This is a genomic window from Leifsonia naganoensis (assembly GCF_013410615.1).
GTDB classification, from domain to species: domain Bacteria; phylum Actinomycetota; class Actinomycetes; order Actinomycetales; family Microbacteriaceae; genus Leifsonia; species Leifsonia aquatica.
The window spans coordinates 734,353-758,037 of sequence record NZ_JACCHJ010000001.1 but is presented as its reverse complement, the minus strand read 5'-3'; the positions used below and the strand labels follow the sequence as shown (position 1 = coordinate 758,037).

The 23,685-nt window shown below is 71.7% G+C and carries 18 protein-coding genes; 17 read left to right on the top strand and 1 reads right to left on the bottom strand.

All coding sequences use genetic code 11. The features are described from left to right. Positions 1–86: 86 nt before the first annotated feature. On the top strand, positions 87–1,259 hold the full coding sequence (locus HNR14_RS03645) for a serine hydrolase domain-containing protein (protein WP_179699934.1): 1,173 nt from the start codon (positions 87–89) through the stop codon (positions 1,257–1,259). Positions 1,260–1,324: 65 nt separating this feature from the next. Here the strand turns inward: HNR14_RS03645 and HNR14_RS03640 are convergent, their stop codons facing one another. After that, positions 1,325–4,519 carry a GH92 family glycosyl hydrolase gene (locus HNR14_RS03640; RefSeq protein WP_179699933.1) on the bottom strand — a complete coding sequence of 1,065 codons (3,195 nt, stop codon included), beginning with the start codon at positions 4,517–4,519 and terminating at the stop codon, positions 1,325–1,327. Positions 4,520–4,695: 176 nt separating this feature from the next. On the opposite strand from HNR14_RS03640, the gene HNR14_RS03635 reads away from it, so the two are divergent. The 16 genes from HNR14_RS03635 (at position 4,696) to HNR14_RS03560 (ending at position 23,625) form a co-directional block, all read left to right on the top strand. Next, positions 4,696–6,057 carry an extracellular solute-binding protein gene (locus HNR14_RS03635; protein ID WP_179699932.1) on the top strand — a complete coding sequence of 454 codons (1,362 nt, stop codon included), beginning with the start codon at positions 4,696–4,698 and terminating at the stop codon, positions 6,055–6,057. Between the two features lie 94 nt (positions 6,058–6,151). Further along, complete coding sequence (locus tag HNR14_RS03630; RefSeq protein ID WP_179699931.1) at positions 6,152–7,126, top strand: carbohydrate ABC transporter permease; 975 nt, start codon at positions 6,152–6,154, stop codon at positions 7,124–7,126. Continuing rightward, a complete protein-coding gene (locus tag HNR14_RS03625) occupies positions 7,126–8,055 on the top strand; it encodes a carbohydrate ABC transporter permease (protein WP_179699930.1) in 930 nt (309 codons plus the stop codon). The genes HNR14_RS03630 and HNR14_RS03625 overlap by 1 nt, the downstream gene beginning before the upstream one ends. Before the next feature lie 92 nt (positions 8,056–8,147). Next, positions 8,148–10,166, top strand: coding sequence for a right-handed parallel beta-helix repeat-containing protein (locus HNR14_RS03620; RefSeq protein ID WP_179699929.1), 2,019 nt, complete (start codon positions 8,148–8,150; stop codon positions 10,164–10,166). 69 nt (positions 10,167–10,235) lie between these two features. Further along, a complete protein-coding gene (locus HNR14_RS03615) occupies positions 10,236–11,444 on the top strand; it encodes a GDSL-type esterase/lipase family protein (RefSeq protein WP_179699928.1) in 1,209 nt (402 codons plus the stop codon). A gap of 8 nt (positions 11,445–11,452) precedes the next feature. Further along, on the top strand, positions 11,453–12,193 hold the full coding sequence (locus HNR14_RS03610) for a TIM barrel protein (protein WP_179699927.1): 741 nt from the start codon (positions 11,453–11,455) through the stop codon (positions 12,191–12,193). Continuing rightward, on the top strand, positions 12,190–13,299 hold the full coding sequence (locus tag HNR14_RS03605) for a Gfo/Idh/MocA family protein (RefSeq protein WP_179699926.1): 1,110 nt from the start codon (positions 12,190–12,192) through the stop codon (positions 13,297–13,299). The genes HNR14_RS03610 and HNR14_RS03605 overlap by 4 nt, the downstream gene beginning before the upstream one ends. 100 nt (positions 13,300–13,399) lie before the next feature. After that, the gene (locus HNR14_RS03600; RefSeq protein WP_179699925.1) at positions 13,400–15,085 is read left to right on the top strand and encodes a D-alanyl-D-alanine carboxypeptidase/D-alanyl-D-alanine-endopeptidase; all 1,686 of its coding nucleotides are present in this window, start codon (positions 13,400–13,402) and stop codon (positions 15,083–15,085) included. A 39-nt stretch (positions 15,086–15,124) separates the two neighbouring features. Continuing rightward, positions 15,125–15,706 carry an isochorismatase family protein gene (locus tag HNR14_RS03595; RefSeq protein ID WP_179699924.1) on the top strand — a complete coding sequence of 194 codons (582 nt, stop codon included), beginning with the start codon at positions 15,125–15,127 and terminating at the stop codon, positions 15,704–15,706. A gap of 101 nt (positions 15,707–15,807) precedes the next feature. Continuing rightward, positions 15,808–18,009: an MMPL family transporter gene (locus HNR14_RS03590; RefSeq protein ID WP_343064403.1), complete on the top strand. Its 2,202-nt coding sequence runs from the start codon at positions 15,808–15,810 to the stop codon at positions 18,007–18,009. A 68-nt stretch (positions 18,010–18,077) separates the two neighbouring features. Then, complete coding sequence (locus tag HNR14_RS03585) at positions 18,078–18,851, top strand: thiamine pyrophosphate-dependent enzyme (protein ID WP_179699923.1); 774 nt, start codon at positions 18,078–18,080, stop codon at positions 18,849–18,851. 34 nt (positions 18,852–18,885) lie between these two features. After that, positions 18,886–19,638: an alpha/beta fold hydrolase gene (locus tag HNR14_RS03580; RefSeq protein ID WP_179699922.1), complete on the top strand. Its 753-nt coding sequence runs from the start codon at positions 18,886–18,888 to the stop codon at positions 19,636–19,638. Between the two features lie 48 nt (positions 19,639–19,686). After that, a complete protein-coding gene (locus HNR14_RS03575) occupies positions 19,687–20,181 on the top strand; it encodes an Lrp/AsnC family transcriptional regulator (protein ID WP_179699921.1) in 495 nt (164 codons plus the stop codon). Beyond that, on the top strand, positions 20,174–21,637 hold the full coding sequence (locus HNR14_RS03570; RefSeq protein ID WP_179699920.1) for an NAD-dependent succinate-semialdehyde dehydrogenase: 1,464 nt from the start codon (positions 20,174–20,176) through the stop codon (positions 21,635–21,637). The genes HNR14_RS03575 and HNR14_RS03570 overlap by 8 nt, the downstream gene beginning before the upstream one ends. A gap of 1 nt (position 21,638) precedes the next feature. After that, the gene (locus HNR14_RS03565) at positions 21,639–22,829 is read left to right on the top strand and encodes a thiolase family protein (RefSeq protein ID WP_179699919.1); all 1,191 of its coding nucleotides are present in this window, start codon (positions 21,639–21,641) and stop codon (positions 22,827–22,829) included. Between the two features lie 22 nt (positions 22,830–22,851). Next, positions 22,852–23,625 carry a 3-hydroxyacyl-CoA dehydrogenase gene (locus HNR14_RS03560; RefSeq protein ID WP_179699918.1) on the top strand — a complete coding sequence of 258 codons (774 nt, stop codon included), beginning with the start codon at positions 22,852–22,854 and terminating at the stop codon, positions 23,623–23,625. The last annotated feature ends 60 nt before the right edge of the window (positions 23,626–23,685 follow it).

Genomic DNA, 23,685 nt, shown 5'->3' with positions numbered 1-23,685 from the left:
CTGGATCTCAGCGCATCCTATCCAGGCGCGGGTCGCGCCACCACTCGATGATAAAGCGCTTTGGCGATTTCTTGTAGAGTGACCGCATGGTCGATGGATTCGTGGCGCCCGGGTGGCGCGAAGTGCGGGATGCGTTCGCCGAGGCGATCGGGAGCGAGCCGGATGAGGGCGGGAGCCTGAGCATCCGCCATCACGGCGAGGTCGTCGTCGACCTCTGGGGCGGGGCCGACCCGCTGTCGGGAGCCCCCTGGCAGCGCGACACCGTCACGCTCGGCTTCTCCATCACCAAGGGTGCGGCGACCGTGTGCCTCCTGCAGCTGGTCGACCGCGGGCTCGTGGGCCTCGACGACCGCGTCGCCCAGCATTGGCTGGAGTTCGGCGCAGCCGGTAAGGAGGCGCTGACGGTCCGGGATGTGCTCACCCACCGCGTCGGCCTCCCGTACATCGATCTCGACCCGATCACGCGCGCGACCGACTGGGATGCCGTCACCGCCGCCCTCGCTGCGCAGCCGAGTCAGTACGCGCCGCGCGAGTGGGTGGTCTACCACGCGCTCAGCTTCGGCTTCCTCGTGGGGGAGATCGTCCGCCGGGTTTCCGGCATGCCGGTCGGGGAATACTTCGCGAAGCATGTCGCGGATCCGCTCGGTGTCGACTTCTGGATCGGCCAGCCCGCGTCGGCCGACGAGCACTACCTGCCGAGTCTCACGCGTCTGGTGGAGGCGCCGCCGCGGCCGCCGGAGCCCGTCAGCGACGTGTGCGAGGCCGCGTGGCGGTCCGCCGCCCAGCTGCCGCCGATCTTCGCCCGTGTCGACGACCGGATGGGCACAGAACCGTTCAACCAGCCCGAGTTCCGTCGAGCCGTCATCCCGGCGGGGAACGGCGTCACGAACGGGCGCGGCCTCGCGTCCATGTACGCCGCGTGCATCGGAGAGGTGGAGGGTGTGCGCCTGCTGTCGGACGGCATCGTGCGCGAGGCGTCCGAGAACCAGGCCGCCGACGCGTTGCTGCCCGACTGCACGGGAGGGACGCCCCTCCCCGCGGCCTGGGGCCTCGGTTTCGAGATCAGCAACCCGCTCAACCCGATGATCGGGCCGGGCTCGTTCGGGCACTCGGGCATGGGAGGCCGCCTCGGCTTCGCGCATCCCGATACCGGAGTCGCGTTCGGGTTCGTGAGCCAGCGGATGCTCTACCCCGAGGGCGGCCTCGACCCGCGCTGGATCCCGATCCTCGCCGCCGTCAAGGACGTCGTCGGCCTCTGAGCCGCCACGACATTCGGCACGAATGTCGCGAAAGCCGCCGTCATTCACGACATTCGGCACGAATGTCAGGCGGGGGCGAGGAGCTCCACCTGCTCGAGGGGGAGTGGCGTGAGTGCCGTCAGCCGCCACCAGCGGGCAGGAACGGCCGCCGCGGGCCGCCCGGCGAGGGTGAAGACGCGCAGCTGGTGCTCCCAGACGAACTCCTCGGCGCGCTCGTCGGCGGTGCTCCAGTCCGTGCCCTCGGTGGAACGCTCGAGCCGCCAGGCGTAGCGCCCCGGCTCCGCGAGCGTGAGCGTCGCGAGCTCGGGGACGGCGGCCTCCCGCAGCTCCCAGGTCACGGAGGAACCGGTCTCCAGCACGACGGTCGTCGCTCCGAGGTCGTCGGTGAGGGCGGCGGCATCCGGAGCCGCGCCGGGCGCGAGCCGCGCGCCCCGCAGCGCGTCGTCCAGCAGCGGGAGGTCGAGGTCGCTCAGCGACGCCGGCCGCGCCTCCGGCGACGCACCCCAGGTCGAGGGCTCCGGGCCCATCGTGAAGACCAGGCGCGCATCCCGAGCGATCCGCGAGTGCGGGATCGCCAGCGACTCCCACGGCTCGCCGTCGAGGGTCAGGGACTGCACGTAGACGTTCTCGGGGGACTGGTTCTCCGCAACGATCTCGAGCGTGCCGGCACCCGGGATGTCGACGGTCAGCCGCGGGAACAGCGGCGACCCGACGACGTACTCGCCGGAGCCGGGGGCGAGGGGATAGAGGCCCATCGCCGAGAAGAGCCACCAGGCCGACATCTCGCCGTTGTCCTCGTCGCCCGGGTAGCCCTGGCCGATCTCCGAGCCGGTGAAGAGCCGGGCGAGCGACTCCCTGACGACGGACTGCAGCCGGTGCGGTGCCTCCGCGAAGGCGTACATGTACGGGATGTGGTGGGCCGGCTGGTTCGACAGGCCGAACATCCCCATGCGGATGTCCCGCGCCTCGGTCATCTCGTGGATGACCGACGGGTAGGTGCCGCGCAGCTCCTCCCGTGCCGTCTCGGGGGTCGAGAAGTAGGCGTCGAGCAGGCGGGCGAGACCCTGCGGCCCGCCGTGCAGGCGCGCGAGTCCGGCGCCGTCGTGCGGGGCGCTCACCGCCATGCCCCAGGCGTTCGTCTCGGTGTATCCGCCGCCCCACACCGCGGGGTCGAACGGCTCCTCCCAGCCGCCCTCGGGAGTGCGCGAGCGGAGGAAGCCGGTCGCCGGGTCGAAGAGCCTGCGGTAGGCGAGCGCCCGGGAATGGAAGTAGCGGGCCTCCGCGTCGAGCCGAGCGCGGCGCTCGCCGCCCGCGGGGGCCAGGCGGGCGAGCGTCATGGCCTGCACGTACAGCCCGAAGTCGTTGATCGCCCCCTCGACGGTCCAGGACAGTCCTTCGTCGAGATCGTTCGCGACATAGCCGCGGTACAGCGTGGAACGGAGGCCCTTGCGGCCGGTGAACCGGGTCGGCGGGTGCACGGTCGCGTTGCGCAGAGCGGCGTCGTACGCGGTCGCCGCGTCGAAGCCTGCAGCGTGCTTCGTCACGGCGTCCGCCGAGATCACGTCGAAACTGGTGCCGACCATGGCATCGAGATAACCGGGAGCGCTCCACCGCGCGGTCCAGCCACCGTCGCGGTAGTGCTGGAGGAATCCGTCGAGCAGGTCGCCGACGCGGTCGGGTGCGAACAGCAGGTAGCCCGGCCAGGAGGTGCGATAGGTGTCCCAGAACCCGTTGTTGGCGTACATGCGGCCGGGACGCACGGCGGACCGGCTGCGCTCGGGACCGTCCTCGTCGGCGGCGTCGATGAACGGGCTCGCGTAGCGCTCGTCGGCCCCTGACCCCTCCGTGAGTGCGGTCGGGTAGAGGAAGAGCCGGTAGAGGTTGGAGTACAGCGTGACGAGCTGGTCGTCGGTCGCCCCCTCGACGCGCACGCGCGAGAGCAGCGCGTTCCAGGCTCGCTTGGCGGAGGTCGCGACATCGTCGAGGCTGCGCGAGGGCGGCAGCTCGGACTCGCGGGCGGCGCGGGCCTCCTCCGCTCCGATCCACGAGGTGCCGACGCGCACGGTGACGACGCCGTCTGCGTCGGGACGCACGCGCAGCACGGCGCGATCGGGTGCGCCGTCGATGCCCGCCACTACGACGGCCTCCTCGACGCGCCCCTCCACCACCGCGTCGACGTATAACCGCGGCAGCCGCCCGGTGTGCGGACCGTGGCTGTCGACGTAGCCGCGGACGGCCTGTGGTGCGGCGGGGTCGAGCACGTAGGCACCCCCGGCGAGACCGTCGAGCACCAGCCGTGCCTCGCCGGTGCCGGCGCCCAGGTCGAAGCGGAAGATCGCCCCGTGATCGGTCGCGGCCACCTCGGCCGCGGTGCCGTCGGCGAGCCGCACGCCGTAGCGGTGCGGCCGCGCGCTCTCGTCGTCGTGGTCGAACACGGCGCCGGCCGGATCGGGCTCGCCCGGCCCGCGGGACGCAGAGACGAGCAGGACTCCGCGGTCGCCGACCCAGAGGCTCGGCGTGTGCGAGATGGCGAGGCCGCGCAGCCGCGGCCGCCTCCCCTGCGGGGAGTGCTGGTTCCACGTGTAGTTCCAGTGGAGGTTCGCCGTGTCGGTCATCGGCGTCACGAGGGTGAAGCCGTGCGGGAGGCCGGCGAACGGCATGGTGTTGCCGCGGGAGGCCGTCGGCGAGGACTGCGTGCCGCGCGTGGTGACCACGAGGTCGGCGGGGGAGGCGTCCGCGGGCAGCCGCCGGGCGGGCACGATCGCGGTGCCATCGATCCAGGCGCTGAGCTCGTCGGAGGTGGGTCCGGCCGGCGCCGGAGCATCGACCACGACCTCGACCGCGACGACGCGGCGGCCGGCGTGTGCGGCGAGCGGGAGACGGCGGAGGTTCCACTGGTCCGGCGTGAGCGCGGCCCTCTCGAACGATGCCCGCGCGGAGGCCGGGAGGCCGTACTGGTCGGCCGGTGCAGCGTCGAGCAGGCGCGTGCCGTCGTCGAAGAGCAGGTCGACGGCGACGGCCGACGCGCGGAACGCATCGCCGATCTGCGCGGCGTCGTCGAAGGCGGGGAGGACGACGTAGCGCAACTCGTCGTCCGGTCCGATCACCGTGTCCTCGCCGCGCAGCGCTGCCCGCCCCGGCCCGCTCGCCGTGCCGGGCCAGGAGGCGCGTACCGGGGAGTCCATGAGCAGTCCGGCGCCCGCCGCGGCCGCGGGGGCCCGCTCGGGTCCGGGCGACGGGGAGAGGGTCACACGCGTCATCGTCGGCTGCTCCTTCGGGGCTTTCCGATCCGCCACTTGACACGTCGGGTCGAAATCGTCATGCTTCATCTTGTCGATGATAAAGCGCTTTGGCAAACACGATCTCGAAGTACACAGCAAGAGCACACCCGAAACTCGTGGACTGAACCCCCGAAGACCTATGAAAGGTTTCAATGATGAGACTGACCCGGATCGCCGCGACCGTCGCCGGCATCGCCGCCGTCGCGCTCACCGCCTCCCTCGCCGGCTGCTCCGCCAGCCCGAGCGCTGAGGACAGCGCGGTCGAGCTCGTGATCGGCAACCAGCCCGCCGCGTCGCAGACCGCCGAGCTCGCCCTCTTCAAGGAGCAGGTCGCCGCCTTCACGAAGCTGCACCCGAAGTGGAAGATCAGCACGAGCGAGACCGGCTGGGACTCGCAGACCTTCCAGGCCAAGCTCGCCGGCGGCGACCTCCCCACCGTGATCGGCGTGCCGTTCACCGAGATGGCGGGCCTGATCAAGCGCGGCCAGGCCGCCGACATCACCTCCTCGCTCGACAAGGCCGGCGTCAAGGACGAGCTCAACTCCTCGATGGTCGATCTCGCGAGCAAGAGCGGCAAGACCTACGGCATCCCGACCTCGGCCTACGCCCTCGGCCTCGCCTACAACCGCGATCTCTTCACGCAGGCGGGGCTCGACCCCGACAACCCGCCGACGACCTGGGACGAGGTGCGCGCCGCGGCCAAGACCATCACAGAGAAGACCGGGCAGCCCGGGTTCTCGCAGCTGACCAAGGACAACATGGGCGGCTGGATCCTCACGGCCGAGACCTACACGCGTGGCGGCGCAATGGAGAACGCGGAGGGCACCAAGGCGACCTTCGACGCCGCCCCCACCAAGGACGCCCTCGAGTACCTCAAGGACCTCCGCTGGACCGACGACTCGATGGGTGCGAACGCGCTCGTCGGCATCTCCGACATCGCGCAGGACTTCGCGGCCGGCCACGTCGGCATGTTCGTCATCCAGTCCGACGCGTTCGGCACGCTCACGCAGCAGCTGAAGATGGCCCCCGAGGCCTTCGGCTTCGCGTCGCTTCCCACCGAGAAGGCCTCGGACGACCCGATCACCCTCTCCGGCGGCAACATCGAGATCGTGAACCCGAAGGCGTCCGACGCCCAGAAGGAGGCCGCGGTCGACTGGATCAAGTACGTCTACCTCGACAAATACACCGACAAGGACAACGCGGTGAAGGCCGCCGAGGCCGCCGCCGCGCAGGGCGCGCCCGTCGCCATCCCCGGCCTCTCCGCCGTGAGCGACGCGAAGTACACGCAGTACCTCGACTGGGTGTCGGACGTGAACAACGTCCCCGTCGACAACTTCAAGCCCTACCTCGACCGCGCCGCCAAGCAGACGGTCAAGGCGGAGCCGGTGGCGAACGCGCAGGACGTGTACGCCGCGCTCGACCCGGTCGTCCAGGCCGTGCTCACCGACAAGAACGCCGACATCGACGCCCTCCTGAAGAGCGCCGCGGCCACGGTCCAGGGCAAGCTGGGCCGCTGAGAGACGGGCTCCGGCGGCGGCGCGACCGGGTTCGCCGCCGGAGCCTCCACATCCCCACCCGCCGCGCCGGCGCGGCACGAGAGACGAAGACGACATGGCACGCACGATCGAAGAGCGCCCGCCGCGACAGCGGCCGGTCGCGCCCCCACCCGCCCCGGCGACGGCCGCGCGCGGCGCACGGGCGGGCCGGTTCCGCCGGTGGCGCACCCGCGGTGGACTGAGCACCCTCCTCCTGGCGCTGCCGGTCATCCTGATCTTCTTCTACTTCTCCTGGCTTCCGATCGTGCGCGGCGTGGTCATGAGCTTCCAGCGCAACAACTACGTGGCCGCGCCCGACTGGGTCGGGATCGACAACTTCACCTACGTGCTCCACGACCCGCTGCTGGGCACCGCCATCCTGAACACGCTGTACTTCGCGCTGCTGGCCATCCTGTTCGGGTTCCCGCTCCCGCTGCTGATGGCCGTGATCTTCTCGACCGTGACCATGCGCAGGCGCTGGCTGTACTCGCTGCTGGCCTATGTCCCGGTGATCGTGCCCCCGGTGGTCGCGATCCTGCTCTGGAAGGTCTTCTACGATCCGTCGAGCGGCGGGTTGTTCAACAGCATCCTCGGGATGGTGGGCATCCCGCCTCAGCCCTGGCTCAACGCGGTCTCGTCGGCCATGCCGTCGATCGTGGTGGAGGCCACCTGGGCCGGTGCGGGCACGTCCGTGCTCATCTACCTCGCGGCGATCGCGTCCGTGCGGCCCGAGCTCTACGAGGCGGCGGAGCTCGACGGCGCCGGGATCGGCTCCCGGATCTGGCACATCACCATCCCGTCCATCCGCGGCATCGTCATGATCATGCTGCTGCTGCAGATCATCGGAGCGGCGCAGATCTTCACCGAGCCGTTCCTCTTCACCGGCGGCGGCCCGCAGAACGCGACCACCACGATCCTGCTGCTGCTCTACAAGTACGCGTTCCTCGACGGCGACTACGGAGCCGCGACCGCCCTGAGCGTGATGCTCGCGGTCGTGCTCGGCCTGCTCTCCGTGGGGTACTTCCGACTGACCAGGAGGTGGGCGGACTGATGGCCGTCGTCGAAACCGCACCCGGCACCCGCCGTCGCCGCCGCGAGGCCGTGGCCGAGGGGTCCTTCGTCTCCCGCCACGACATGGGCCGGGCGCGCACGCGCGTCACCGTCCGCGTCGTGCAGGTGCTCGTCTTCGCCGGCGTGCTCGTCGCCGGGGCCGGGCCCCTGCTCTGGCTGCTCTTCGCCTCCCTCAACTCCACCCAGGATGTGCTGCGCGACCCGCTCGGCGTGTGGCTGCACGCCGGCCAGTGGGGCAACTACCTCCAGGCGTGGAACCAGGTGGATGTGAGCCGCTACCTCGGCAACACGGTCGTCGTCGCCGTCGGCGCCTGGATCGCCAACCTGGCGGTCTCGGTGCTCGGCGGGTACGTCATCGCGGTGCTGCGCCCGAAGTGGGGCAGCCTCCTGAGCGGCGCCATCCTCGCCACGCTGTTCCTACCGAGCGTCGTCTCACTCGTCCCGCTCTATCTGACGGTGATCGACCTTCCGCCGTTCGGCATCAGCCTCCAGAACACCTACTGGGCGGTCTGGCTGCCTGCCGCCGCCAACGCGTTCGGCGTCCTGGTCGTCAGCCAGTTCTTCCGCGCTCTGCCGCGCGACCTGATGGAGGCCGCCCAGCTCGACGGCGCCGGGACGCTCCGCGTGCTCTGGTACGTCGTCCTCCCGCTCTCGAAGCCGATCCTCGGCGTCGTCTCGCTGCTCGCGATCGTCGCCGCGTGGAAGGACTACCTCTGGCCCTCCCTGGTCCTGACGGACACGTCGCTCCAGCCGATCTCGGTGGCCCTGCCGATCGTGCAGAAGACCTCGGAGCTCTCCGTCTTCCTGGCGGCGCTCTTCCTCGCCACGATCGTGCCGGTCGTGCTGTTCCTGATCTTCCAGCGCCAGTTCCTCGCCAGCGTGAGCCTCTCCTCCGGAATGAAGGACTGAGGCCGCCACGCTCCACCAGCCCGGTCGCACCACGGTGCACGGCGACGCTGCCGTGCGCTGACGCAGACAAGAAGGGAATCACCATGTTCCGAATGAGAGCCCTCGCGATCGCCGCGGCGGTCGGGATCGGCGCGGCCGCGGCCGTCGTCGCGATCCCGGCGCCCGCGCTGGCGGCGGGGACCACGTACTACGTGGATGCCGCGGCCGGTTCCGACACCGCTGCCGGCACGACCCAGGCGACCGCGTGGAAGTCCCTGGCCAAGGTGGACGCCACGACGTTCGCCGCAGGCGACAGCATCCTGTTCAAGCGGGGGCAGAGCTGGGCCGGGCAACTGCACCCGCTCGGGTCCGGGACGGCCGCCAGCCCGATCACGATCGATGCGTACGGCACCGGTGCGGCACCGAAGATCGATGGCGGATCGCTGACCGGCGGAGGCGCCGTGCTGCTGAAGAATCAGCACGACTGGACCATCCGCTCGCTCGAGGTGGTCAACGACTCGGGCGCGGCCAACTTCGGCACCCTCGCCGCACCGGGACTCACCCGCAGCGGCATCCTGATCGACAACGCGGGCGGCGGGACCCTGAACGGGATCACCATCCAGGGCGCGAACGTGCACGACGTGAACGGCTGCTTCAACTGCTCCGACGTCGACGCCCACCTGAACGGCGGCATCGTCGTCTACGCCGAGGGCGCGTCGGACAGCTTCAGCAACGTCCACATCGTCGGCAACACCGTCCACGACCTCGGCCGCACCGGCATCGTGCTGTGGGACGCCAGCTACTACACGACCACCCCGTACGCCCTGTCCCAGTCGGCGCTCAGCACCGGCGTCGTGGTCGAGCAGAACACCGTACAGAACGTCGACAGCGACGGCATCCTGACCTTCGGCACCGACGGGGCGCTGCTCCAGAACAACGTCGTGGGCAACCCCGGGCAGAAGACGATCGTCGGCTCGACGGAGGCGGCCTCGGCCGGGCTCTGGCCGACCCGCTCGATGAACACCACGGTGCAGTACAACGAGGTCTACGGCACCCTGACCCACGACACCGACGGCCAGGGCTTCGACTCCGACCTGCTCAACGTCAACACGGTGTTCCAGTACAACTACAGCCACGACAACCAGGGCGGGTTCCTGCTCATGATGGGCGGCTACTCGTCGACCCTCGTCGTCCGGTACAACCTCAGCGTCAACGACGGCTGGGGCGGCGTGAAGGGCGTCTTCACCTTCTCGTACGGGGTGCCGACCGGCACCGACATCTACAACAACACCGTGTACATCCCGTCGGGCGCCACCTCGAAGCCGATCTTCTGCGACGGCTGCGACGGCACCACCACCGGCGCGTGGAGCTTCCGCGACAACGTCGTGGAGAACCACGGCAGCGGCGACTACCTGTACCCGAACGTCGCGGGAGCGGTCATCGACAGCAACGTGTTCTACGGCAGCCACCCCGCGGGGGAGCCGGCCGACGCGCACAAGCTGACGACCGATCCGAAGCTCGTCTCGCCGTCGGGGACGGCACCCACCGGCCTCTCCTCGGTGACGGGATACCAGCTCCAGTCGACATCGCCCGCGATCGGCAACGGGGCGGTCATCGCCGCGAACGGCGGTCACGACTACTTCGGCCGAACGGTCTCCGCCAGCGCGGCGCCGAGTCGGGGCTTCCACGAGGCGCAGAACATCACCGCGGCGCCGACGCTCGTCGACGACGCCAGCGGCTGGCTGGTCAGCGCGTCGCACACGTCGAACATGATCCTCGACACCTCGACCCCGCTGAGCAACATGAACGGCGACGCGTCGCGGTTCTCGCGCTCGAACGGCTCGGCCGGCTCGGTGACCTGGCTCTTCGACGGGATGAAGACCTTCTCGGCGACGGCGTACGAGTTCAGCGCCGACCTGACGAAGCTCACGTTCGCGAGCTCGCCCGACGGCACGACGTGGACGAACGTCGCCACCGCGCACACCACCCCTGCGGCGACCACCAACGGGTGGGCGTCGACGACCTTCACGCCGACCGCGACGCTGCCCAGCGGCACGAAGTACCTGAAGGCGACCATCAGCGCCACCACGGCGTGGTCCATCGAGCTCGGATCGATCACGATCTCGAAGTGACCAGTAGCGTCGTGGCCGCCGCATCCCGGCGGCCACGACGCTCCACCACCAGACCACCGAGAGGACCACGTGAGCATCACCGAGACGACGGACGCGCTCCTGCCCGCCGGGCTGGACGCGCTCGCCGCGAGCGTGCGCGGTGCCATCGAGCTGGTCGAGCGCGACGGCGGCTTCGCCCCGCGCCGGCTGCCGGGGTGGACCCGCGCGCACCAGGCCGGCCCCGCCATCCACCTCATGGCCGACCAGACACTCGGTGTGCGGCTGGCCCTCGTCACGGCCGCGACCCGCCTGGAGGTGGAGGTCGCCGTCGCCCGGATCGCCGCCCCCGCCGGCTACGAGCAGCGCCCCGCCTCCTTCGAGCTCGACCACGACGGCGCGACCGACCGCATCGATCTGACCGAGGGGACGCTCATCCACGGCGACCCGGCGGGCGAGGTCCGCCGCGAGGAGGGCGGCGTCTCCACACTGCGCTGGACGCTCGACGGCGACGGCCGCACCGAGCGCCCGGTCACCCTCTGGCTGCCGCACACGGCGGAGGTCGTCGTCCGCTCCGCGCGCGCGGACGCCCCGCTCCGGCCGGCCCCCGCCTCGACCGCACCGCTGTGGCTGCACCACGGCAGCTCGATCAGCCACGGCGGGGAGGCCGACGGACCGCGCGGGCCGTGGGCGCAGCGCGCCGCGACCGACCTGGGCCTCGACCTGACCGATCTCGGGTTCTCCGGCAACGCCCTGCTCGACCCCTTCGTGGCGCGCACCATCGCCGCCCAGCCGGCCGACGTCATCACCCTCAAGCTCGGCATCAACATCGTCAACGTGGACGGGATGCGCCGCCGCATCCTGCTGCCTGCCCTCCACAACTACCTCGACCTCATCCGCGAGGGGCATCCGGCGACGCCCATCCTCGTCATCACGCCCATCACATCGCCCTCGCACGAGGACCTCCCGGGCCCCACCCGCGAGGTCGCACCCGGCAAGGTCGCGGGCACCCCGCGCGTGTGGACGCCGGAGGACGGCACGCTCACCGTCGCCCGCATCCGCGACCTGATCGCCGCCGGCGTCTCCTCGCGGCAGCCGGAGGACCCGCACCTCCACCTCCTCGACGGCCGTCTGCTCCTCGGTCCGGACGACGCCGTCCGGCTGCCCGACGACCTCCACCCCGACGACGCCGGGCACCGGCTCATGGCCGACCGGTTCGCCCGCCTCGCCCGTGACCGCGCGACCCCCGTCGGCGCCGCGTTCGCGGCCATCACGACCCCCGCAACCGACACCCCGAACTGAGGAGAACCGTGTCACCATCACCCCTGTCCGTCCAGCTGTACTCGATCCGGGAGGCGCTGGCCGAGGACCTGCCCGGCGCGCTCGCCCGCGTGCGCGCCATCGGCTTCGAGCTGGTCGAGGCCTACGACTTCGCCACCTGGCCGGGGCTCGGCGACGCGATCGCCGCCGCCGGGCTGGCGGTCCCGACCGCGCACAACCTCGTGCTGGGCCGCGACCAGGAGCAGATCTTCCGCACCGCGGCCGAGATCGGCGTCGCCACCGTGATCGACCCGTACGTGCCGGAGGACCGCTGGACCACGGAGGAGGAGGTCGCCGCCGTCGCCGCCGAGTTCCGCGCCGCCGCCGCCGTCGCCCGCGAGCACGGCGTCGCCCTGGCGTACCACAACCACGCCCACGAGATCCGTGCCCGCATCGGCGGCCGCACGGCCCTCGAGGTGTTCGCGGACCACGTCGGCGACGAGGTCGCGATCGAGCTCGACACCTACTGGGTCGCGGTCGGCGGCATCGACCCCGTGGCACTGCTGAACACGCTCGGCGACCACGTCACCGCCATCCACGTCAAGGACGGCCCGGCCACCGATGCTGAGATCGACCAGGTCGCGGTCGGCTCCGGCTCGCTGCCGATCGCCGAGATCCTGGCGGCGGCGCCGAACGCCCTGCACGTCGTGGAGGTCGACGACTCCCGCTCGGACCGCTTCCAGGTGATCGCGGACAGCTACGCCTTCCTCACCGAGAAGGTCTCCGCATGAGCGCGCACCGTCCCGTCGGCGTCGGCCTGATCGGCGCCGGCGTCATCAGCGCCGAGTACCTCGGCAACCTCACCCGCTTCCCGGGCGTCGACGTGCGCTTCGTCGCCGACCTCGACGAGAGCCGGGCTGCTGCTCAGGCCGCCGCCTTCGGCATCCCGGACTCGGGATCGGTCGAGCGCCTCCTCGCCGACGACGACATCGAGATCGTCGTCAACCTCACGCTGCCGAAGGTGCACGTGGAGGTCGGACTGCAGGCCCTCGCCGCCGGCAAGCACGTGTGGAGCGAGAAGCCCCTCGGACTCGACCGCGCCAGCGCCCGGCTCCTCCTCGACACGGCCGCCGCTGCCGGGCTGCGGGTCGCCGCCGCGCCCGACACGTTCCTGGGCGCGGGCGTGCAGACCGCGCGCCGCCTCATCGAGTCGGGTGCGATCGGCGTGCCGCAGTCCGCCCTCACCCTGCTGCAGTCGCCGGGCCCGGAGAGCTGGCATCCGAACCCCGACTTCCTGTTCCAGGACGGCGCGGGCCCGCTCTTCGACGTCGGCCCGTACTATCTGACGGCCCTCGTGCAGCTGCTCGGCCCGTTCGCCTCGGTCGACGCTGCTCTCGGGACCGCCCACGCCAACCGCACCATCGGATCGGGGCCGCGCGCGGGCGAGAGCTTCCCTGTCACCGTCCCGACGTACGTCGGCGCCGGGTACCGCTTCGTGAACGGCACCAGCGCGCAGAGCGTGTTCAGCTTCGACTCGAAGCTGCAGCGCACCCGCTTCGAGATCGCCGGCAGCGAGGGGACGCTGGTCGTCCCCGACGTCAACGGCTTCGACGGCGACCTGCTGCTCTACACCGACGGCGACGAACCGCGCACGATCGCGGCCGAGGGCTCGACGACCACCCGCGGCACGGGCGTCGCCGAGCTGGCGGAGGCGCTGCGGGAGGGTCGTCCCGAGCGTGCGACCGGCGAGCTCGCCTACCACGTGCTCGACGCCATGGTCTCCACGATCGAGGCGGGGGAGGCCGAACGCTCCGTCGTGATCGAGAGCCGCCCCGAGGTGCAGCCGGCCCTCTCCCCGGAGTGGTCCGCGCTCGCCGCGGAGCCTGTCGCGAGCTGAGGCGCACCGGGCGGGAGGGAGCACACCCCTCCCGCCCGACGGCCGCACTCGTGACCCCCCGACGGGTGACGCTCCCAGAAAAGGCAGGTAGCATACCCGGATGCACGAATCGGACCAGCCCGACTCCGGTCTGCCGAACGGCACCGAGTCAGACCCGTCGATCCCGTCGACCACCCCCGTTCCCTCGCTCGATCAGGATGCCGCAGCGCCCGACGCCGGCGTCCCCGCTGCCGCGCCCGCGACCCGTTCGGAGCGGCTCTCGGCCGAGCGCGAGGCCGCAGCGACGACGGGGTCGACCCCCGCGAGCAGCCCGCGTCGTGTAGCGGCGGCCGGCCTCGCCGGCATGACGGCCGGCATCATGACCGCCATCCGCAAGCACCCCCGCGCCTGGATGATCGCAGGCGGAGCCGCCGCGCTGGTCGTCCTCGGCACCGGGAGCGTCGCCCTCGGAGCGACGGTCGGCTCGCCCGCTTCGGCGGCCGGTGTGCCGAGCCCGACGGCGAGCGCGTCCGCCACGAAGACGCCCACCCCCACCCCGACGCCCACCGTCGACCCCGCGCGCCCGGTCCCCGCCGCCGCGCCGGCCGCGAGCCGCATCCGCACCTGCTCGGTCGCCGGTCTGGCTCAGGATGGCCGCCTCGGCAACCTCGAGGCCCAGGTCGTCAACGCCAAGACGGGCGAGGTGCTGTTCGACCGCAACGGCGGCACGCCCGGTCCCACGGCCTCCGTCATGAAGACCGTCACCTCTGCCGCGGCGCTCGCGACCCTCGGTCCCGACTACCGCGTCTCGACGACGGTCGTGGCCGGCAGCACTCCCGGCCAGATCGTGCTGGTCGGCGGCGGCGACGTCACGCTGTCGCGTCTGCCCGGAGGCCAGGGCGCGTTCTACACCGGCGCCCCGTCCATCCAGGACCTGGCGGACCAGGCCAAGCAGGCGATGGGCGGACAGCCGATCACCTCCATCGTCGTCGACGCCTCCCTCTTCGGCGGCCCGGTCTGGCAGCCCAGCTGGGACGAGAACGAGGAGCGCGTCGTCGAGGGATCGACCCCGTACATGACCGCCCTGATGGTCGACGGCGACCGCGACGACCCCGGCGCGGTCGAGTCCCCGCGCAGCACCGACCCGGTCGGCCGTGCGGTTCAGTACTTCCAGCAGTACCTCGGCACGAGCGTCCCGGTCTCCGAGGGCACTGCACCCGCCGGCGCCCGCCAGCTCGCGGCCGTGCAGTCGCAGCCGGTGACGACACTCATCCAGCAGGCGATGAAGTACTCCGACAACACGATCATGGAGGAGCTCGCCCGCCTCGTCTCGATCAAGAACGGTGCCGGCAACACCTTCGATGCCGAGAACGCGGGTGTGCTCGCGGGCCTCACCGGCTACGGGATCGACACCGCCGGCCTCCACATCGCCGACGGCTCGGGGCTGAGCGCGAACAACGCTGTGCCTCCGTCGTACATGACCCGGCTCTTCATCAAGGTGCTGAACCGCGAGAACGGCCTCGGCGTGATCTACGACGGCCTGCCGGTCTCCGGTCAGTCCGGCACGCTCGGCCCGGGCTACAACCGCTTCACGGGAGCCAACTCCGCCGCCCGCGGCGCGGTGCATGCCAAGACCGGCTGGATCGACAACGGCTACACGCTCTCCGGCATCGTCGACTCCGCCGACGGCACCCCGCTCACGTTCGCCGTGTACGCTCTCGGCAACGTGGGCGACAACGCCAAGCAGGCGATCGACACGCTCGTCACCGGCATCTACAAGTGCGGCGACAACCTGTCGAACACCTGACCGGCCTGTTCGCACCCTGACCAGTCGAGGGAGGCCCGCATGGGCAAGGCGCTGTTCATCATCGACGTGCAGAACGACTTCACCGAGGGCGGTGCGCTCGGCGTCGCCGGGGGAGCGGCCGTCGCCGAACGCCTGACCCGCTACCTGGCCGAGCACCGCGACGACTACGCGGTCGTGATCGCCAGCCGCGACTGGCACGACGGCGACTCCGACAATGGCGGCCATTTCGCCACGGCGGCGGAGCCCGACTTCGTCGACACCTGGCCCGCGCACTGCGTCGCCGGCACGGCGGGCGCCGAATATCACCCGGCCCTCGACACCTCCCGCGTCGACTACCACGTGCTCAAGGGGCAGGGCGTCCCGGCCTACTCGATCTTCGAGGGTCGGACGGACGCCGGATCGACCGTCCACAATCTGCTCGACGAGCACGGCATCGACACCATCGACGTGGCGGGCATCGCGACCGACTACTGCGTGCGGGCCTCGGCGCTCGACGCCCTCGCGCACGGCCAGCACGTGCGCGTGCTCACCGGTCTGGTGGCGGGAGTCGCCGCCGACTCGTCCGAGGCCGCCCTCGCGGAGCTGGCCCACGCCGGTGCGGAGCTCGTCCCCGCCTCCTGAGTGGCACCCGCTCGCCCCGGATCGTCGATCCGGGTAGTCTGGCGTCGGCAGCAACTCGGCGCTAAGCTGATTACTATCCTGGCTAGCTAATTGGAGATGACGTGACCGAGCCGACGAAGACCCAGGCGCGACCCCCGATCTGGCTGCGCATCGTGCTGCCCACGGTCCTCATCCTGGTGTGGCTCGTCCTGGCCGGTCTGGGCGGCCCGACGTTCGGCAAGCTCTCCGGCGTCTCGAGCAACGATCAGGCCGCCTTCCTTCCGGCCAGCGCCGAGTCGACCGAGGTACAGGACTGGCAGCAGAAGTTCACCGACTCCAATGCGATTCCCGCGATCGTGGTCGTGCGCTCGGACTCCGCGATCCCGTCGTCCGCCCTGGCCGACTACGCGAAGCTGGGCGCGAAGCTCGGCGAGGTGAAGGGCGTGCAGGCCCCCGAAGGCGACCAGACGACGAGCGTCGCCGGACCCATCCCCTCGGAGGACGGCCTCGCCGTCGAGTTCATCGTGCCCATCGCCGACTCGGATTCGGTCAAGACCGTGGTCGCCGACCTGCGCACGACGCTGCACGACAACCTCCCGAGCGGCACCCAGGGCTGGGTCACCGGCCCCGCGGGGCTGACCGCCGACCTGGTGAACGCCTTCGGCGGGATCGACGGCATCCTGCTGCTCGTCGCCGTCGCGGCCGTCTTCGTCATCCTGCTGCTGGTCTACCGGGCGCTGCTCCTGCCGTTCCTGGTGCTCCTGACCTCGATCTTCGCGCTCTGCGCCGCCATCCTCGTCGTCTATCTCTTCGCGCTCTGGGGATGGATCAAGCTGAGCGGGCAGAGTCAGGGCATCCTGTCGATCCTGGTCATCGGAGCGGCGACGGATTACTCGCTGCTGATGGTCGCCCGCTACCGGGAGGCGCTGGAGCAGGTCGACTCCCGCTGGGTCGCGATCATCCGGGCGTGGAAGGCGGCGCTGGAGCCGATCGCCGCCTCCGGTGCGACCGTCATCCTGGCGCTGCTGTGCCTGCTCTTCTCGGACCTCAACTCGAACAAGAGCCTCGGCCCGATCGCCGCGATCGGCATCGTGTTCTCGCTGCTCGCCGCGCTCACCCTGCTGCCCACCCTGCTCGCCGTGTTCGGCCGCGCGTCGTTCTGGCCGTTCCGGCCGAAGGTCATCGGCGAGCACGACCACCGGCACGAGCACGAGGCCGGCCCCCGCATCGCGGGCCTCGAGGGCATCCGCGGCATCTGGCTGCGCGTCGGCCGCCTGATCGCCGGACGGCCCCGCGTCACGTGGCTGGTGTCGTTCGTCCTGCTCGCCGCGTGCGCGCTCGGCCTCACGCAGCTCAAGGCCAACGGTGTGGAGCAGACCGACCTCGTGCTCTCGCAGTCCGACGCCGCGGACGGCCAGAAGGTGCTCGCCGAGCACTTCGACGCCGGGTCCGGCTCGCCGGTCCTCATCGTGACCCGGGAGGCGGACGCCGACGCCGTGCTCACCGCGACGAAGAAGACGGACGGCATCAGCACCGCGACCCTCTACGCCGGCAACGTGCGCCCGTCGCAGTCCGGCGCACCCGCCGACCCCATCGTCAAGGACGGTCGCGTGCTGGTGCAGGCCACTCTCTCCGCCGAGCCGGACTCGGCCGCCGCCGAGGACGTCGTCCGCACGCTGCGGTCGACGCTCCCCGCGGAGGACTCCGACGTGCTCGTCGGCGGCGTCACCGCGATCGCCCTCGACACGAACGACACCGCCCAGAGCGACCTCGCCAAGATCATCCCGATCGTGCTCGGCGTGATCCTCCTCATCCTGATGCTCCTGCTGCGGTCGATCCTCGCGCCGGTGCTGCTCATCGGCAGCGTGGTGCTCTCGTACGGCGCCGCGCTCGGCGTCTCCGCGCTCGTGTTCAACCATGTGTTCGGCTTCCCCGGGGCGGATGCGACGGTGCCGTTGTTCGGCTTCGTCTTCCTGGTCGCGCTGGGGGTGGATTACAACATCTTCCTCATGACGCGCGTGCGGGAGGAGTCGCTGCGCATCGGCACCCGGCCAGGGATCCTGCGCGGGCTCGGCCTCACCGGCAGCGTCATCACCTCGGCCGGCATCGTGCTCGCGGCGACCTTCGCGGCGCTCGCCGTCATCCCCATCCTGTTCCTGGTGCAGATCGCCTTCATCGTCGCCTTCGGGGTGCTGCTCGACACCGTGGTCGTGCGCACCCTGCTCGTCCCGGCGCTGTCGTACGACATCGGCCGCGCGATCTGGTGGCCGTCGCGGCTCGCGAAGAGCACATTGCACAACGACAGGGCCGGAGTCTCCGACTAGCTGGACAACCTGCTGGGCGGATCGGGCCCGCGTTGCCCGGTCCGCGCCGGTGGGCGAGAGTGGTGGCCATGCCCTTGACCACCCTCGAGACGGTGACCGTCGCGCCCGTGGGCCTCCCGGCACTGCTGCGCCGCCTCTACCGCACCCTGGCGACCGTCCGCCGTATCGACGGCGGAGCGCGGGCCATGGAGCACCGGGGCGAGCTCCAGGGTTACCGTCCCGTCTCCGGCCGCGAGGCCGTCCAGGTCGGCAGCGCCGCCGCCCTGGACCCCGCCCGCGACCTGGCCTTCCCCGCCGCCCGCGACCTCGGCGTCGCTGTCGCGACCGGTGCCGATGCCTCGCTGGCCCTGCAGGCCCGTGACCGCCGGGCGGCCGACGGCTCCCCGGTCACCCACGCCGTCGCCTGGGCGCTCGGCGCGAAGCTCGACCGCACGGGTGGGGTCGCCCTGGTGCTGCTCGGCCCGGGCAGCACGGCGCGAGAAGTGGACGAGGCGATGACGACCGCCGCCGTCTCCCGGCTGCCCGTCGTCTTCGTCGGCGCCGCCGGACCGTCCCGGGTGCAGGGGATGCCCGTGCAACTCGTGGACGGAGTGGACGCCCTCGCGGTCCACGACGCCACCTCCCGCGCCCTCGACCGCGCCCGCGCCGGAGCGGGACCGAGCGTCGTCGAGCCGGTCCTCCCGGAACCCGGGGCGTGGGCCGGCCGCGACCCGCTGCTGGTCTGCGAGCAGATCCTGCGCGAGACGGCCACCGTCCACGACGACTTCTTCGCCGACGTGGCCGACACGGTCGACGTGCTCGCGGAGGCCGTGCTCACCCGGGTGCGCACCACCCGGCCGTGACTCCGGCCGACCGGGGGAGGGGGAGGATGGGGGCATGACCGGTCCCCTCCGCCTCCTCGTCACGCGTCATCCCGGACCCGATCCCGTGCTACTCGTGCACGGCTTCGCCACTACCGGCGCTCTGACCTGGGAGTCGACGGGTTGGGTGGACGCGCTCGCCGCCGCGGGCCGGGGCGCCCTGGTCCCCGATCTGCGCGGCCACGGCGGGAGCGAGGCCCCGCACGACCCCGCCGCCTACTCGCCCGCGATCCTTGCGGCCGATCTGCGCGCCGTGCTCGATGCGGAGGGGCTGGGGGAGGTCGACGTGATCGGCTACTCGATGGGCAGCTGGGTCTCGCTCGCGCTCGCCGGGCTGGTGCCCGAGATCCCCGCCGGCCGCGTGCGCCGGCTGGTCGTGGGCGGGATCGGCACCGTCGAGCAGTTCGGGCACTGGGGCATCCCGGCAGTCCAGGCCGCGATCCGTCACGGCGCGGAGGTCTCCGCGCCCGACTTCGCCCTCGGGCCGCTCCTGGTCTCCCTCCGCCGCGCGCCGGGCGTCGACCTGGACGCGCTGGCCGCCTGCGTGGAGGGGATGGGCACCCATCCGCTCCCGCTCGGCCCGACCGGGCTGCCGACCCTCCTCGTCGCAGGCGAGGTCGACCCTGTCGCGGAGGACGCCGAGGCTGCGGCGGAGATCCTCGGAGCCCGGCTCGTGCGAGTGCCGCGCCGCGACCACATCACCACGCTGAGCGCCCGCGCCTTCAAGCAGGCTGCTCTCCCGTTCCTGGGGATTCCCGCCAGCGTGTAGGAAGCCGCCCGCGAGGGTCGTACGATGTGCGAGGACCGAAGGAGGCCGATGATCGACAAGCTGGACGCCGACCTGATCGCGCTCCTGACCGAGGAGCCGCGGCTGGGCGTCTTCGAGGCCTCCCGCCGCCTGGGCGTCGCCCGCGGCACGGTGCAGGCCCGGCTCGACCGGCTCCAGCGCTCCGGTGTGGTGAAGGACTTCGCGCCCACCATCGACAGCGAGCGGCTCGGCTACCCGGTGACGGCGTTCGTCACCGCCGAGGTGGCGCAGGGCGACTGGCGCGTGACCGTCGTCGACCACCTGAGCGGCATCCCGGAGGTGCTCGAGGTGCACACGATCACGGGGTCCGGCGACCTCCTGATCCGCGCGGTCGCCCGCTCCAACGCCGACCTGCAGCGGGTGATCGACCGCATCGTCGGCGGCCCCGGCATCACCCGCACATCCACCGTCATCGCGCTGGCCACCACGATCGACCACCGCTCGGTGCCGCTCGTGCAGTCGGCGGCGACGGACGACAACGGAGAGGAACGACGCTATGGATGAGAAGGCCCTGCTCGACCGGGTCCCCGACGGACTGTTCATCGGAGGGGAGTGGACCTCCGGCTCGGCCGGCACCCTGTCGGTCTACGACCCCGCGACCGGCGACCTGATCAAGACGATCGCCGATGCGTCCCCGGAGGACGGTGCACGCGCTCTCGACGCCGCCGTCGCCGCGGCGGACGACTGGGCCGCCACGCCGCCCCGCGCACGCGGCGAGATCCTGCGCCGTGCGTTCGATCTGCTGCAGGAGCGACGTGACGAGTTCGCCCTGCTGATGACGCTCGAGATGGGCAAGCCCCTGGCCGAGGCGAGCGGCGAGGTCACGTACGGCGGCGAGTTCCTCCGCTGGTTCTCGGAGGAGGCCGTGCGCATCGCCGGCCGCTACGGCACCAACCCCGAGGGGACGGGGCGGATGATCGTCTCGCAGCACCCCGTCGGACCCTGCTTCCTGATCACGCCGTGGAACTTCCCGCTCGCGATGGCGACCCGCAAAATCGCGCCGGCGCTCGCGGCGGGTTGCACCGTGGTCGTCAAGCCGGCCGCGCTGACACCCCTCACCACACTGTACTTCGCCCGGTTGCTGGAGGATGCGGGCCTGCCGGCCGGCGTGCTGAACGTGATCACGACCTCCACTTCCGGCAAGGTCTCGGGGCCGATCATCGCCGACCCGCGCCTGCGCAAGCTGTCGTTCACCGGTTCGACCGAGGTCGGCCGGTCTCTGCTCAAGCAGGCGTCGGAGAACGTCCTCCGCACGTCGATGGAGCTGGGCGGCAACGCCCCGTTCGTCGTCTTCGAGGACGCCGATCTCGACAAGGCCGTCGACGGCGCGATGCTGGCCAAGTTCCGCAACATCGGCGAGGCCTGCACCGCGGCCAACCGGTTCATCGTGCACGAGGACGTCGCCGACGAGTTCGCCCGCCGCGTCACCGAGCGCGTGAACGGGATGCGCGTCGGCCGGGGCACCGAGGAGGGCGTGACGATCGGCCCGCTGATCGACTCCGACGCCGTCGACAAGGCCGCGGCGCTCGTCGCGGACGCCGTCGCCCGGGGCGCCTCCGTCCTCACCGGGGGCTCGCGGGTGGAGGGGCAGGGCACGTTCTACCAGCCGACCGTCGTCACCGACGTGAAGGCGGGCAGTGACATCCTGCGCCAGGAGATCTTCGGCCCGGTGCTCTCGATCGTGCGGTTCTCGACCGAGGACGACGCCGTGCGCATGGCGAACGACACGGAGTTCGGGCTCGTCTCCTACGTGTTCACGAAGGACCTCGCGCGCGGGCAGCGCATGATCGAGCGTCTGCAGACCGGGATGATGGGCCTGAACGTGGGCGTCCTCTCCAACGCAGCCGCGCCGTTCGGTGGCGTGAAGCAGTCGGGCCTTGGACGCGAGGGCGGGCTCGAGGGCATCCACGAGTACCTCAGCACGAAGTACACGCTCACCCCGGACCCGTTCGGAGCCTGACATGCCGCGCAGCGAAGCCGTCATCGTCGACGTCGTCCGCACCCCGTCCGGCCGCGGCAAGCCGGATGGGGAGCTGTCGGACATCCATCCCGCCGACCTCCTCGCCGGAGTGCTGATGGAGCTCGTCGCCCGCACGGGGATCGACCCCGAGAGCGTGGACGACGTCATCGGCGGCTGCGTCACGCAGTCGGGCGAGCAGGCCGCGAACATCACGCGCACGGCGGTGCTGAGCGCGGGATTCCCCGAGAGCGTGGCCGCGGTCACGATCGACCGGCAGTGCGGATCGAGCCAGCAGGCCGCAGCCTTCGCCGCCCAGGGTGTGATCTCCGGCGCCTACGACGTGGTCATCGCGTGCGGCGTGGAGTCGATGAGCCGGGCGCCGCTCGGCTCGAACGTCGGCAACGCCTCCCGGGGCGGCGCGCTGATGCACGCCCGCTATCCGGAGGGGCTCGTCGGGCAGGGCGTCTCGGCCGAGCTGATCGCCGAGCGCTGGGACATCTCCCGGGCCGAGCTGGACGCGTTCGCGGCGACCTCGCACCAGCGTGCGGCGGAGGCCGCGGCGAGCGGGGCGTTCGAGGGCGAGCTCGTCCCCGTCCCTACGCCCGACAGCGGCAGCGTCGTGGCCGACGAGACCATCCGGCCCGGCACGACCGCCGAGAAGCTCGCGGGCCTCTCGCCGGCGTTCCGCACGGAGGAGCTCGCCGCGCGCTTCCCCCAGCTCGACTGGCGGATCACGCCGGGCAACTCGTCCCCGCTCACCGACGGCGCCTCCGCCGCGCTGATCATGTCCCAGGAGGCCGCGGCCCGGCTCGGCCTGCGCCCGCGCGCCCGGTTCCACTCGTTCGCCGTCGCCGGCAGCGACCCGCTCTTCATGCTGACGGGCATCCTGCCCGCCACCCGCAAGCTGCTCGACCGCAGCGGCGTGCGCTTCGACGAGATCGACGCCTACGAGGTCAACGAGGCGTTCGCCTCCGTGCCGCTGTTCTGGCAGCGCGAGTTCGACGCCGACCCCGCCCGGCTCAACCCCCGCGGCGGCGCCATCGCCCTCGGGCACGCCCTCGGATCCTCCGGAACGCGCCTGCTCGGGACGCTGCTGAACGAGCTGGAGGCGACGGGCGGTCGGTACGGCCTGCAGACCATGTGCGAGGGCGGAGGGACCGCCAACGCGACCCTGATCGAGGTGCTGCGCTGAGGCGCGCACCGGAAGGAGAACCATGCTGATCGACGGATGCTCGGCCCTCGTCACCGGAGGCGCGAGCGGCCTCGGCAACGCCACGGCGCGCGCGCTCACCGACGCGGGCGCCCGTGTCGTGCTGTTCGACCTCCCCAGCTCGCAGGGCGAGAAGGCCGCGACCGCCCTCGGCCCGACTGCGCGGTTCGTGCCCGGCGACGTCACCGACGGCGACCAGGTGCAGGCGGCCGTCGACGCGGCCTCGGAGCTCGCGCCGCTCCGCATCGTCGTCAACTGCGCCGGCATCGCGACCGCCGCCCGCATGCTCGGCCGCGACGGCGTCCTCCCGCTGGAGGACTTCGAGCGCGTCGTGCGCGTGAACCTGATCGGCACCTTCAACGTCACGCGCCTCGCCGCCGCGGCCATGGTGACCACCGAGCCGCTCGAGGGCGAGTTCGGCCCCGAGCGCGGCGTCATCGTCAACACGGCCTCCGTCGCCGCGTTCGACGGGCAGATCGGCCAGCCCGCCTACGCCGCGTCCAAGGGCGGGGTCGCGGCCATGACCCTCCCGATCGCCCGGGAGCTCGCCCGCAGCCTCGTGCGCGTCGTCACCATCGCCCCGGGCATCTTCGAGACGCCGATGATGGCGGGCCTGCCGCAGGCCGCCCAGGACTCGCTCGCCGCCCAGGTCCCGCACCCCTCCCGTCTCGGCAAGCCCGCCGAGTACGCCGCGCTCGTGCGCCACATCGTCGAGAACGCCATGCTCAACGGCGAGACCATCCGCCTCGACGGCGCGATCCGCATGCAGCCGAAGTAGCCCGCGGCCGGCTTCCCGCCACGCGACTGCGGTGCCGCGGTACGACTGCACCCGCTCGCC